We start from the raw sequence: 12,174 nt of genomic DNA on the forward strand, positions 1-12,174 counted from the left end.
GCAGCCGGCCGCGCGTCCGGCAATGGGAGAACGACCCACTCGCCCGAGTGAGCGAGCGTCCAGCGCAAGCGGGCGGGATGTGATCGGGCGTTGGGTTCAAGCGGGTGGGGTGTGAGCGGGCGTTGGGTTCAAGCGGGTGGGGTGTGAGCGGGCGTTGGGTTCAAGCGGGTGGGATTGTGATGGACGGTTGGGCCCAAGCACGGGGGATGTGAGCGAGCGACGGGCCCAAGCACGGGGGATGTGAGCGAGCGACCGGCCCAAGCGGGTGGGACGTGAGCGAGGGTTGGGCGCAAGAGCAGGGGATGTGAGCGAGGGTCAGGTTTCGCGGGTCAGGATCCACGTGTTCGTGCCGTCCTGGCGTTCGAACGTCACTGTCGTCACCAGCGCCTCGATCAGTGCCAACCCCCGCCCGGACTCGGCATCGGAATCGGGCATGGAAGCTTGCATGTCGTCGGCGAACGGTTCCCTGGCATTAAAAGCGCTGACCCGTGCCACCAAGCGGGCAGGGCGCACGCTGATGTCGACGTCGATCTCCACGGGCTTCTCTGCCACTGGAAGCGCGTGCTGCACGATGTTCGCCGCTGCTTCAATGACAGCGGTAGCGAACGTCATGCGGTCCAAGTCGGGCACGAACGAGGCGTCGTCCCACAGGGAGTCCAGCTCGTTGTGGATGGCTTCGATGGCGTCGTCGTTGGATGGCCCGTGGAAGCCCCGGCGGGCAACTACATCAGTCATTGCCGAAAGCGTCTTCGGCCGTGGGGTACGCGGTGAGGACCCGGTCCATGTTGGTCAGTTCCAGGACCATCTTGACCTGCGGCTGGACGGCGGCAATGCGCAGGTCACCACCGGCCTGACGGGCAGCTTTGAGGCAACCGATGAGCGCCCCAAGGCCCGATGAATCCATGAAGTCCGTCTCGGCCAGGTTGACCACCACTCGGCTCGAGCCAGCGGCAACAACCTCGGCCACCACTTCGCGAAGCTTGGGCGCGGCCACCATGTTCAGCCGGCCCACGCTCTTGACCTCTGCGTAGGAGTCCTTGACCTCATAGCTAAACTGCATCTGCATTCCTTTCCTCTTGGCTCTCCGGCCCACTTTCAGGCTCAAAACCCTTGTACAAAACTGCTTTGACCAGCACGCTCAGGACCACAAGGTCGAACGCCACCCACGCCACGTTCACCAAGGTGCCCAGCGGCTCGGACATTCCGGCCAGCAATCGGATGAGGCCGACAACCAACGCCACCGTCAGCAGGACCGCCACGATGATCTGCGGCCGGATCAGGCTCCAACTGGGTCCACCGCTCTGGCGGGCTTTGGGGGTAACCGCGAACCCAAGGGGACGGCCGAACCAAACGTTGCGTGCCGCCGTCGTGCAGGCTTTGATCCAGGTGGGGAACAGCGCGAGGCTGTACTGCTGGCCGCGCCAGGTGGGAATGCCGTGCCCGGCCACCAGGAACAGCAACTGGTTCACCACCATGAACGGGATGAAGCGGATGAAGAAGTCGTAGCTGAGGCTGCTCACCGGGAGGATGCCGAGCGTCAGGTAGATGATGGGCGCGGCGAAATACACGACGGCGGCGAAACCGCTGAGGTAGCTCCACATCGTTGAGAAATACATGAGCCGCTGGCCCCATTTGAGGCGGCGCTGGACCAACGGGTTCTCGCGGAGGAGGACCTGCATGGTGCCCTGGGCCCAGCGGAGGCGCTGGGTGAGCATGGTCTTGAGGTCCTCGGGAGCAAGGCCGTTGGCGAGGATTTCGTGGTGGTACACGCTCTTCCAGCCCAGGCCGTGCAGGCGCATTGCCGTGGCCATGTCCTCGGTGACGGAGATGGTGGCCAGCGGCATGATCGGCTGGGCTTCGTCGGTGCGTTCCACGGAGATGGCGTCCAGGACCGCGTGGACGGATTCGAGCGCACCCAGCGGGGACCAGTCACGTCCGGACATACGGTCGACGGCGTCACTCGCCACAGTGGTGACGCCCGAGTCCCCGACGTGGGCAAGTTCCATCGCGGCGATTTCTTCGAGGTCCGATTGCAGCGCGGAGAAGTCCGCAGCCACGAGGGTCCGGACGGCTTCGTCCACTTGGCGGCGCACCCGGTAGGTGATCTCGCTCAGGGAGGCACCGGCGTCGAGTTCCTTCTGTGCTGACTCGGTGGCGGCTTCAACCTCGTTCAGCATCTGCTCAACCAGCGGATTCTCGGCCTCGGGGGAGCGGCGTGCCTTCTTGATGGCGGTGCGCGAGGCGGCCAGGGCACGGCGGATGCTCTTCTCCGTGGCCTTCACGTACCCCACCAGACCCAGCTGCATGAGGGCTTCCCGGCGGAGGATGGCGTTGGATCCGCAGAAGAACGCAGCGTTCCAGCCGTCCTTGCCCTGCTGGATAGGGCCGTAGAAGAGGGGTGCCTGGCTGCCCAGGGGGTCGTCTTCGGGAACGTTGATGAAGTACTGCGGGGTCTGGACCAAGGCCACGAGGTCGTCGTTGAAGTAGCCCAGCGTCTTGTCCAGGATGTCCGGCTCGGGGATCTGGTCGGCGTCGAGAATCAACAGGTATTCGCCCGAGGTGAGCATGAGCGCGTTGTTCAGGTTGCCCGCCTTGGCGTGCCGCGGCATATTCGGCGTCCAGTCCGCCGTGCGGGTCACGTAGCCAATCCCGTGGGCTTCGGCGAGTTCACGCATCTCGGGCCGGTTGCCGTCGTCGAGAATCCAGGTACTGTGCGGCCAGGTGATGTCCTTGGCGGCCAGCGCCGTGGTCATCACCAGGTCCAGTGGCTCGTTGTAGGTGGTGATGAAGACGTCCACGGTGGCCGTGTCGGGGGCCGGGGGCGGTGGCTTGCGGAACTTGATGTTCCACACCGTCAGGCCGAACAGCATCACGTCGATCAGGCTGTACGTCTCAGCGATCACCAGCGGAACCGCGATCCACCAGGCATCCCAGTTCAGCGACGCCATCCAACGCCACGCCACATAGTTAACGCCCAAAATTACTGTCAGGACAACGATCAACCGAGTCCAGAAACGTGTCAAAGTCCCCCCTTTTGTGGCTTTAGTGCGTTGCGTCAGGTCTACGGCGAACGACGACCGCGGTCACGTCGTCTTCGGCTGTTGCCGCCGGTGCCAGCTCCAGCAAGGCGGCGCAGACATCGTCCGAAGTAGGGCCGGTGCGCGCCGCTTTCTCGACGTTCCGCACGAAGTCTTCCAGCGATTCGTGTGCGTCCAGCACGCCGTCACTGACGATCACCAACGAATCGCCGGGTTCCAGCTCCAGCTCGGACGCCGGCCAGTGCTGGCCATCAAGGATGCCGACGGGCGGACCTGCCGAGACGAGCCTCTGAGCCGAACCCTCTGCCGGAATGTAGAGCGCGAGCCCGTGTCCGGCGTCGATGTAGCTGAGCTTTCCGGAGGCGCTGTCCAGACGGGCGTGGAACATCGTGGCGAAGGAGCCGGACGGATCCAAGTCGGAGGTGATGGTGAGGCTGGCCGAAGCGAAGGCGTCATCGATGGCCGGGGTGTCGGCCACGGAGCGCATCACGGCGCGGACGGTCGCGGCGATCAGAGCGGCGCCCATTCCCTTGCCCATGGCGTCGGCGAAGGTCAGGTGCATGCCGTCGCGGGTTTGGTACCAGTCGTAGAAGTCCCCGCCAACGCTGCGCGTCGGACGGAAGGCGCCAGCGACGTCGTATCCCTCCAGGCGGACTGTTTCACGCGGGAGGAGGCTATGCTGCACAACTGCCGCCCGCTCAAGTTCGTCGGCCTGGCGCGGGTCCTCGGCAGGCACTGCGGGCGTGCGGGCCCGGCGGAACAGTGCGCGGATGCGGGCCTGGAGTTCCCGCGGGCTGAAGGGCTTGTTGATGTAGTCGTCCGCACCGGTATCCAGGCCGTTGAGGCGGTCAATTTCGTCGGCGCGGGCCGTGAGCATCAAGACGTAAGCGTCCGAGAATTCCCGGAGGCGGCGGCAGACTTCCATGCCGTCGATGTCCGGGAGGTTGATGTCCAGGGTCACCAGTTCGGCGTTGGTCCTGCGGACGGCCTCGACGCCGGAAAGACCGTCGGGCGCTTCTGTCACCACGAAATCGAGCTGCTCAAGGACCAGTACGAGGAGGCCGCGAATGTCGGCGTCGTCTTCGACAACGACGGCATGGCGCGGGGGCGAGGTTGAGACCATGGCTCCATTAACTAATGCTGCTGCCTATTTGTCACGTTTAGTAAAGACACACGTAACGCCCGCTCACTTTTGGTGAGCGGGCGTTACAAGATTTGTGCAGTTATGTGAGCGAGCGTCCGGCTTAAGCACGGGGGACGTGCACGAGGGTCCGGCTCAAGCGCGCGGGAGGTGCAGGAGCGTCCGGCTCAAGCACGGGGGATGTGAGCGAGGGTTAGACGCCCAGCAGCTCTTCCTTCAGCGCCTGAACGTGGCCCTGGGCGGCGACCTGGTACTGGGTGAGCCGCACGGTGCCTTCGCCGTCCACTACGACAGTGGAGCGCACCAGGCCTTCGACGATCTCGCCGTCGACCAGCTTTTCGCCCCATGCACCGTAAGCGAGGGCCACGGCGTGGTCTTCGTCGGAGAGCAGCGGGAAGGTCAGGGCGAAGTCGCCGGTGAACTTGGCCAGTGCCTCGGGGCCGTCGGGGGAGATCCCAAGGACCTCGTAGCCGGAGCCCTGCAGGCTGGCGAGGTTGTCGCGGAAGTCGCAAGCCTCGGTGGTGCAGCCGGGGGTGGCTGCCTTCGGGTAGAAGTACACAATGACGTTGCGTCCGCGGTAATCGGACAGCGAGACCTTGTTGCCGTCGGCGTCGAGCAGCGTGAAGTCAGGTGCTTGCGTTCCGACGATGAGTTTCTGGGTCATGGCGATCCTTTACATTCAACCGGTGTGCACCGGCGTTTGGTCATTCAAAATAAAGCGGATTCGAGATGTAGAACAGCGAACCTAGATGCTGTATTCCGCAGGTCCGCGCACTGTGGCATAGGGGCCTGGCACGAACTGGTAGCCACCACCACGGACGGTGGCGACGGTGTGGCGCGCGGAGCCGAGCTTCCGCCGCACCCTTCCAACATAAACGTCGATCGAGCGAAAAGCCGCGCCGGGAAGGTCAAATGACTCCAGGAAACGTTGCAATTCTTCACGACTGATGGCCCGGGAGCAGTTCACCACCAGGTAGCGCAGCAGCTTGTATTCCATGCCAGTAAAGGAAACCGGCTCGCCATCAAGGAGGACTACTTCAGCGGCAAGGTCCACCGCAAGTTGGCTGCGACGGCTCGCCAACGTTACGGGCTCGACGGCGGTGCTGCCGCCCGCTTCGGTGCGGTCGCCGAAGTCGGACGCGGCTTTTGAACGGGCCTCGGCCAGGGCATCGGCGAGGGTGAGTGTGCCGTTGGTACCGGCGTCGGCGGCTTCCTGCGGAGTGCCGCCCCAGGAAGTGTCGCCGACGCCGGAGTGCTGTGCCCCGATGGCGGGCCAGATGCGGACTTCCGCCTCCGGGGCAAGTTTCATGGCTCGGGCCAGCACAAGGCGTGCTGCCCGCTCCCAAATCTCAGGATCCACAGGGTCGCCCTCGGCCGGGTTGACCCAGAGCGCGAGACCGTGTGCTGTGAGGCCGTGCTGCCGCGCGGCCCCCGGCGCTCCGTTGCTGGAGCGCCGGGGGAACCGTGCAGGCGGCGGCCCATAGGCATTGACTGCCATGGTGGTGGGCCTAAACGTTGCCGCGGCGGAGCAGCTTGCCGCCGGGGTTTTGGCCGTCGATCGGGGTGCCGCGCAGGTAGGTCTTGCGGACGACGCCGGCCAGCGGACGGCCGTCGTACGGCGTGATCGGGTTCTTGTGCTTGAGCTTGGTGACGTCCACAACGAAGGCTTCGTCCGGGGCGAAGATGGAGAAGTCGGCGTCGTAGCCCAGGGCGAGCTGGCCCTTGTTGTGCAGGCGTGCCAGGGCGGCGGGCTTCTCGGCCATCCAGGACACAACCTGCTCCAGCGGGATGCCGCGGTGGCGGGCTTCGGTCCAGATCAGGGACAGGCCCAGCTGGAGGGAGGACACGCCGCCCCAGGCCACAGCGAAGTCGCCGTTCTCGAGGTCCTTGAGGTCGAGTGTGGAGGGGGAGTGGTCCGAGACGATGCAGTCGATGGTGCCATCCTGCAGGCCCTTCCAGAGGAGCTCGCGGTTGGAAGCCTCGCGGATGGGCGGGCAGCACTTGTAGGCGGTGGCGCCGTCGGGGATTTCCTCGGCCATGAGCGTCAGGTAGTGCGGGCACGTCTCAACGGTGAGGTTGACGCCGTCGCGCTTTGCCGAAGCGATCATGGGGAGCGCGTCGGAGGAGGAGAGGTGCAGGATGTGGGCGCGCGCGCCGGTCCAGCGGGCTCGTTCGATGACCTCGGCGATGGCCTTGTTCTCAGCGCCGCGGGGGCGGGATGCGAGGAAGGTTTCGTAGTGGTCGCCGCCGGGGTGCGGGGCTCGGTCGATCGCGTGGGAGTCCTCGGCGTGGACGATCATGAGGGAGTCGAAGGACTTCAGTTCCTTCATGTCCTCTTCCATCTCATCCGCGTCCAGGTGCGGGAACTCGTCCACGCCGGAGTGCAGGAGGAAGCACTTGAAGCCGAACACGCCTTCGTCGTGGAGCGGGCGGAGGTCGGACTGGTTGCCGGGGATGGCACCGCCCCAGAATCCGACGTCGACGAAGGCCTGGTCCTTGGCGACCACGCGCTTCTGCTCCAGGCCGTCCACGGTGGTGGTGGGCGGGATGCTGTTCAGCGGCATGTCGATGATGGTGGTCACGCCACCGGCAGCAGCGGCACGGGTGGCGGAGGCGAAGCCCTCCCACTCGGTTCGGCCGGGCTCGTTGACGTGGACGTGGGTGTCCACCAGGCCGGGGATGAGGGTTTCGTCGTCCGCGAGTTCGATGACCTCATTGCCCGTCAGGCCGTTGCCCAGGGGTTCGATGGCGACGATGACGCCGTCGCGGATGCCAACTTCGCGTGCTGCGAGGCCGGCGGTGGTCAGGATGCGCTGTCCCCGGATGACGAGGTCATAGGCGCCGATTGCTTCAGACATTGAGGTACTCCTTGTTTTCGGTCCGTTCCGCCAGGTACACGCCTATGTGCTTACCTAATTGTTCAAGCAACGGACCTGCTTCAGCGATACATTTTTGGACGTCTTTTTCCAAGTCGGTCAGGGCGTGGACCGTGTGGAAGCCGGCGTCGTTCAGTTGTTCCCTGCTCAGCGTACTCCGGCCGCAGACTGCGATCACGGGAACGCCCTGCCGCGTTGCTGCCCTTGAGACGCCCATGGGGGTCTTGCCCAGGAGGCTTTGTTCGTCCAGGCTGCCTTCACCGGTGATCACCAGGTCGGCGCCCTTCAGTTTGTTTTCCAGCTCAGTGAATTCGAGTACGACGTCGATGCCCGGCCGCCGCTCCGCCTTCAGTGCCGCGATGGCAATGTAGCCAACGCCGCCCGCCGCGCCTGCGCCTTCAGCTTTGGCCGCGAACTTGGCGTGTTGCCCGGTCGCTGCGGCGAGGACCTCGACGAAGTGGCTTGCTGCCGCGTCCAGTTCGGCGACGTCGTCCGGCGTCGCGCCCTTCTGCGGACCGAAGATGGCTGGTGCTCCGCTGGCCCCCAAAAGGGGATTGTCGACGTCGGACGCCAACACGAACTCCGTGGCTTCGATCCGGACGTCGAAGTTGGCGAAGTCGATGCTGTCGAGCTGGGCAAGGGCGGCACCGCCGCCGGGGAGCTCGTTGCCGTTCTCGTCCAGGAACACGGCGCCGAGGCCCTGCAGGACTCCTGCGCCGGCGTCGGTGTTGGCGCTGCCGCCCACACCCAGGATGATCTTCCTGCAGCCGAGGTCCAGCGCGGCGCGGATCAGTTCGCCCGTGCCGATGCTGTTGGCGGTCTTGGCCGTTTGGCTGGACGGGCTCTCGGGGAGGAGGGCCAGGCCGGAAGCTGCCGCCATCTCGATGACAGCTTCCTCGCCGCGGATGGCGAAGTCGGCCTTGACCGGTTCGCCAAGTGGGCCGGTGACGGTGGTGGTCCGGCGGGTGAAGCCGGAGCCGATGGCGGCGTCGATGGTCCCTTCGCCGCCGTCGGCCACCGGAATGCGTGTTGCTTGTATGCCCTGGCCGAAGCCCGCCAGCAGACCCGTTGCCAGGTGCTCGGCGACCTCGGGCGCGGACAGCGAGCCCTTGAATTTGTCCGGGGCGATGACAACACGCATTCCGGTGCCTCCTTACTGTTTTTCTCTAGGCTTTGGTCAGGATCGCGGTGGGGGCGTCCGCCGCGGTCTCGGCCAGCTCTTCGAACTCGTTCACGCCGTTGATTTCAACGCCCATGGAGATGTTGGTGATCTTTTCCAGGATCACTTCAACTACCACGGGAACCTTGAATTCGCCGGCCAGTGCCTTGGCCTTGTCGAAGGCGGCGGGCAGGTCGTTCGGGTTCTCAACGCGGATGGCCTTGCAGCCCAAGCCCTCGGCAACCTTGATGTGGTCCACGCCGTAGCCGTTGGTCTCCGGGGAGTTGATGTTCTCGAAGGCCAGGGAAACGTTCTGCTCCATGTTGAAGCCGCGCTGGCTCTGACGGATCAGGCCCAGGTAGCTGTTGTTCACCACAACGTGGATGTACGGCAGGTTGAACTGTGCGCCTACGGCCAGTTCTTCGATCATGAACTGGAAGTCGTAGTCACCGGACAGGGCAACAACGGTGGCGTCCGGGGTGCCGCGTACAACACCCAGGGCTGCCGGTGCGGTCCAACCCAGCGGGCCGGCCTGGCCTGCGTTGATCCACTTGCGGGCACCGAACACGTGCAGCATCTGGGCACCGGCGATCTGGGACAGACCGATGGTGGACACGTAGGTGGTGTCCTTGCCGAAGGCCTTGTTCATCTCCTGGTACACGCGCTGCGGCTTGATCGGCACGTTGTCGAAGTTGGTCTTGCGGTGCAGGGAACCCTTGCGCTCCTGGCACTCGGCAACCCAGCCCGAGTAGTCCGGCAGGGTCTTTGCAGCCTGGCGCTCACGGGCCAGTTCCAACAGACCGTCCAGCGCCGCACCGGCGTCGGACGCAATGCCCAAGTCCGGCGAGAAAACGCGACCGATCTGGGTGGGCTCGATGTCGATGTGAACGAACTTGCGGCCAGCCGTGTAGGTGTCCAGGCCGCCGGTGTGGCGGTTGGCCCAACGGTTGCCGATGCCGATCACGAAGTCGCTCTGCAGGAAGGTCTCGTTGCCGTAGCGGTGCGAGGTCTGCAGGCCAACCATGCCAGCCATCAGCTGGTGGTCATCCGGGATGGCGCCCCAGCCCATCAGGGTGGGGATGACCGGAACGTTGAGGATCTCGGCCAGTTCAACCAGCTGGGCCGAAGCGCCGGCGTTGATGATGCCGCCACCGGCAACGATCAGCGGGTGCTTGGCTGCGGTCAGCAGGTCCAGTGCCTTTTCCAGCTGCTTGCGGGAAGCCTTGGGCTTCTCCACGGGCAGGGGCTCGTAGGCGTCGATGTCGAACTCGATCTCGGCCATCTGAACGTCGATGGGCAGGTCCAGCAGAACCGGGCCCGGACGACCCGAACGCATTACCTGGAAGGCCTTCTGGAAAGCACCGGGAACCTGGCCCGGCTCCAGGATGGTCATGGCGAACTTGGTGACCGGCTTGGCGATGGACTCGATGTCCACGGCCTGGAAGTCTTCCTTGTGCAGCTTGGCTACGGGTGCCTGGCCGGTGATGCAGAGCATCGGGATCGAGTCGGCCTGGGCTGCGTAGAGGCCCGTGATCATGTCGGTGCCAGCAGGGCCGGACGTGCCGATGCAGATGCCGATGTTGCCATCAGCTGCACGGGAGTAGCCGTCGGCCATGTGGCTGGCGCCTTCAACGTGGCGGGCCAGCGTGTGGCGGATGCCGCCGTGGGCACGCATCGCCGAGTAGAAGGGGTTGATTGCTGCGCCTGGCAGGCCGAACGCCTCGGTGGCGCCTTCCTTTTCCAGGATGGCGACTGCCGCGTCAACGGTGCGCATCTTAGCCATGGTGTGCTCCTTGTTTTTGCCCTCTGGGGGCGAAGTCTGGGGTGTTTTTGGGTGTGCTGAAGCGAGTTTTCGTACACCTAACGCCCTTAAGAAGGGGTTTTCCGGGCGTTAGGTGTACAAAAACTCTTTGGTGCTGAGTGGCTTACTTCCGGCCGCTGAGCTGGAGGACCTGCTTGAAGAGGCCCGAGTGGTCGAGTCCGCCGTCGCCCTGGTTGACGGTTGCGGCGACGAGCTGTGCAACGACGGCGCCGAGCGGGACGGCGACGTTGGCTTCGCGGGCTGCGGAGGTGACGATGCCCAGGTCCTTGTGGTGGAGGGCGAGGCGGAAGCCGGGGTCGAAGTTGCGGTCGAGCATCTTCTGGCCCTTCTGGTCCAGGACCTTGGAGCCGGCCAGGCCGCCGCCGAGGACCTTCAGTGCTGCGTCGGTGTCTACGCCGTAGGCCTCAAGGAAGGCGATGGCCTCGCCGAGGACCTGGATGTTGACGGCGACGATGAGCTGGTTGGCTGCCTTGACGGTCTGGCCGGAGCCGGACGGGCCGACGTGGACGATGGTCTTGCCCACTGCGTTGAGGACATCCTGTGCTGCCTCGAAGTCTGCTTCGTCGCCGCCGACCATGATGGACAGGACGGCGTCGATGGCGCCCTGTTCGCCGCCGCTCACGGGGGCATCGAGCGGGCGGATGCCAGCTTCTACTGCTTCTTCCGAGAGGCGCTTGGCGACGTCGGGGCGGATGCTGGATGCGTCGATCCAAAGGGTGCCCTTCTTCGCGTTGGCGAAGACGCCGTCCTTGCCGCTGACTACACCCTCAACATCGGGGGAGTCCGGGACCATGGTGATGACGACGTCGGCGTCCTTGACTGCGTCGGCGATGGAGCTGGCGCCCTGGCCGCCCTCGGAGACGAGCTTGTCGATCTTGTCCTGGCTGCGGTTGAAACCGGTGACCGTGTGGCCGGCCTTGACGAGGTTGATGGCCATGGGGAGGCCCATGATTCCTAGGCCGATGACTGCAACGTTGCTCATTGTGGTTCTCTTTCTTAAGTCTTTTTAGCTCAGGTGTGCTTGTTGAGCCGGGTGCTTAGTTGGCGTTGGCGCGCTGGCGGATGGCCCAGCTGAATGCCGTCTCCTGCGGTTCCTTGTATTCCAAACCGATGTAGCCCTCGTAGCCGAGTTCGCGGCTGCGGGCGATCCACTCGCCGAGGGGGAGGTTGCCGGTGCCGGGAGCGCCGCGGCCGGGGTTGTCGGCGATCTGGATGTGGCCGAAGTCCTTGGCGTGGTTCTCGATGACGGATTCGACGTCGTCGCCGTTGACTGCCAGGTGGTAGAAGTCGGCGAGGAGCTTGATGTTCTGTGCACCGGATTCCGCCTTGACGCGGGCGATGACCTTCAGCGCGTCTTCGGCGGTGAGGAGCGGGTACTTGGGTGCGCCGCTCACCGGCTCGAGGAGGACAGTTCCGCCAATACGTGCGACGCCGGCAGCTGCCGCGGCGAGGTTCTTGGCGGCGAGTTCGTCCTGCTCTTCAGGGGTGAACTCGTCCTGGCGGTTGCCGTAGAGGGCGTTGAAGGCCTTGCAGCCGAGGCGCTCACCGATGCCGGCGACGACGTCGATGTTGTCCTTGAACTCAGAGCAACGTCCCTTCCAGGAAACCAGGCCGCGGTCGCCGCCGGGCATGTTGCCGGCGTTGAAGTTCAGGCCCGTGAGCTGAACGCCGGCGTCCGTGATGGCTGTTTCAAACTCTGTGGTCTCTTTGTCGGTGGGGACCGAAGTGGCGAAGGGCCACCAGAACTCGACGGCGTCAAAACCGGCTGCCTTCGCGGCGGCGGGGCGCTCGAGCAAGGGCAGCTCCGTCAGGAGGATGGAGCAGTTCACTGTGTACGTCATCGTAGGTCCTTCCGAGGAGGGGCTTTGATCTATCTTCCCGTGTGCTTCGTCTTGGCCTTGGTGCTTGGCCTCAGTTTCCGCTTTGTGGAATTTAGATTCTGCTTTATGAAAAGTTTAGGGAAGGTGGGGGTGCGAGTCAAGGGGGTGGGTGGGGTGGTGGGGGTTTGGGATACCAAAAGGGTCCACGCTTCGTTCGATCGAACCAAAATGAAGGTGCGTGTTGTCCGGTCGCTAGTACTTGGCAATCAAAGTGGACCTGAGCCGGGTGTGTTCGATTAGAAGGAATCTGCTGCCCCG

General features: G+C 64.6%; 11 protein-coding genes. All 11 read right to left on the minus strand.

Features of this window, described 5'->3' with window-relative positions:
- Positions 1-315: 315 nt before the first annotated feature.
- The gene (locus ACFUOZ_RS15000; RefSeq protein ID WP_377549502.1) at positions 316-735 is read right to left on the minus strand and encodes an ATP-binding protein; all 420 of its coding nucleotides are present in this window, start codon (positions 733-735) and stop codon (positions 316-318) included.
- The gene (locus ACFUOZ_RS15005; protein ID WP_377549504.1) at positions 728-1,060 is read right to left on the minus strand and encodes an STAS domain-containing protein; all 333 of its coding nucleotides are present in this window, start codon (positions 1,058-1,060) and stop codon (positions 728-730) included. Before ACFUOZ_RS15005 ends, ACFUOZ_RS15000 begins: the two co-directional genes overlap by 8 nt.
- On the minus strand, positions 1,050-3,023 hold the full coding sequence (locus ACFUOZ_RS15010) for a glycosyltransferase family 2 protein (protein ID WP_377549506.1): 1,974 nt from the start codon (positions 3,021-3,023) through the stop codon (positions 1,050-1,052). The genes ACFUOZ_RS15005 and ACFUOZ_RS15010 overlap by 11 nt, the downstream gene beginning before the upstream one ends.
- Positions 3,024-3,042: 19 nt before the next feature.
- Positions 3,043-4,161 (minus strand): PP2C family protein-serine/threonine phosphatase, encoded by a 1,119-nt coding sequence (locus ACFUOZ_RS15015; RefSeq protein WP_377549508.1) that lies wholly within the window; start codon positions 4,159-4,161, stop codon positions 3,043-3,045.
- A 211-nt stretch (positions 4,162-4,372) separates the two neighbouring features.
- The gene (gene bcp, locus ACFUOZ_RS15020) at positions 4,373-4,843 is read right to left on the minus strand and encodes a thioredoxin-dependent thiol peroxidase (protein WP_377549510.1); all 471 of its coding nucleotides are present in this window, start codon (positions 4,841-4,843) and stop codon (positions 4,373-4,375) included.
- Between the two features lie 81 nt (positions 4,844-4,924).
- Complete coding sequence (locus ACFUOZ_RS15025) at positions 4,925-5,677, minus strand: winged helix-turn-helix domain-containing protein (RefSeq protein ID WP_377549512.1); 753 nt, start codon at positions 5,675-5,677, stop codon at positions 4,925-4,927.
- A 10-nt stretch (positions 5,678-5,687) separates the two neighbouring features.
- A complete protein-coding gene (allB, locus tag ACFUOZ_RS15030; RefSeq protein WP_377549514.1) occupies positions 5,688-7,037 on the minus strand; it encodes an allantoinase AllB in 1,350 nt (449 codons plus the stop codon).
- Positions 7,030-8,196 (minus strand): glycerate kinase, encoded by a 1,167-nt coding sequence (locus ACFUOZ_RS15035; RefSeq protein ID WP_377549516.1) that lies wholly within the window; start codon positions 8,194-8,196, stop codon positions 7,030-7,032. Before ACFUOZ_RS15035 ends, allB begins: the two co-directional genes overlap by 8 nt.
- A 25-nt stretch (positions 8,197-8,221) precedes the next feature.
- Positions 8,222-9,997 carry a glyoxylate carboligase gene (gene gcl, locus ACFUOZ_RS15040; RefSeq protein ID WP_377549518.1) on the minus strand — a complete coding sequence of 592 codons (1,776 nt, stop codon included), beginning with the start codon at positions 9,995-9,997 and terminating at the stop codon, positions 8,222-8,224.
- 142 nt (positions 9,998-10,139) lie between these two features.
- The gene (locus tag ACFUOZ_RS15045; RefSeq protein ID WP_377549520.1) at positions 10,140-11,018 is read right to left on the minus strand and encodes a 2-hydroxy-3-oxopropionate reductase; all 879 of its coding nucleotides are present in this window, start codon (positions 11,016-11,018) and stop codon (positions 10,140-10,142) included.
- A 55-nt stretch (positions 11,019-11,073) separates the two neighbouring features.
- Positions 11,074-11,877 (minus strand): hydroxypyruvate isomerase family protein, encoded by an 804-nt coding sequence (locus tag ACFUOZ_RS15050; protein WP_377549522.1) that lies wholly within the window; start codon positions 11,875-11,877, stop codon positions 11,074-11,076.
- Positions 11,878-12,174 lie beyond the last annotated feature (297 nt).

The sequence above is a fragment of the Paenarthrobacter sp. NPDC057355 genome (assembly GCF_042667405.1).
Lineage (GTDB): Bacteria > Actinomycetota > Actinomycetes > Actinomycetales > Micrococcaceae > Arthrobacter.

Coding starts and splice junctions, on each gene's coding strand:
- bcp (WP_377549510.1), bottom strand. CDS start 4,843: ATGACCCAGAAACTCATCGTCGGAACGCAAGCACCTGACTTCACGCTG.
- ACFUOZ_RS15000 (WP_377549502.1), bottom strand. CDS start 735: ATGACTGATGTAGTTGCCCGCCGGGGCTTCCACGGGCCATCCAACGAC.
- ACFUOZ_RS15005 (WP_377549504.1), bottom strand. CDS start 1,060: ATGCAGTTTAGCTATGAGGTCAAGGACTCCTACGCAGAGGTCAAGAGC.
- ACFUOZ_RS15025 (WP_377549512.1), bottom strand. CDS start 5,677: ATGGCAGTCAATGCCTATGGGCCGCCGCCTGCACGGTTCCCCCGGCGC.
- ACFUOZ_RS15050 (WP_377549522.1), bottom strand. CDS start 11,877: ATGACGTACACAGTGAACTGCTCCATCCTCCTGACGGAGCTGCCCTTG.
- gcl (WP_377549518.1), bottom strand. CDS start 9,997: ATGGCTAAGATGCGCACCGTTGACGCGGCAGTCGCCATCCTGGAAAAG.
- ACFUOZ_RS15035 (WP_377549516.1), bottom strand. CDS start 8,196: ATGCGTGTTGTCATCGCCCCGGACAAATTCAAGGGCTCGCTGTCCGCG.
- ACFUOZ_RS15015 (WP_377549508.1), bottom strand. CDS start 4,161: ATGGTCTCAACCTCGCCCCCGCGCCATGCCGTCGTTGTCGAAGACGAC.
- allB (WP_377549514.1), bottom strand. CDS start 7,037: ATGTCTGAAGCAATCGGCGCCTATGACCTCGTCATCCGGGGACAGCGC.
- ACFUOZ_RS15045 (WP_377549520.1), bottom strand. CDS start 11,018: ATGAGCAACGTTGCAGTCATCGGCCTAGGAATCATGGGCCTCCCCATG.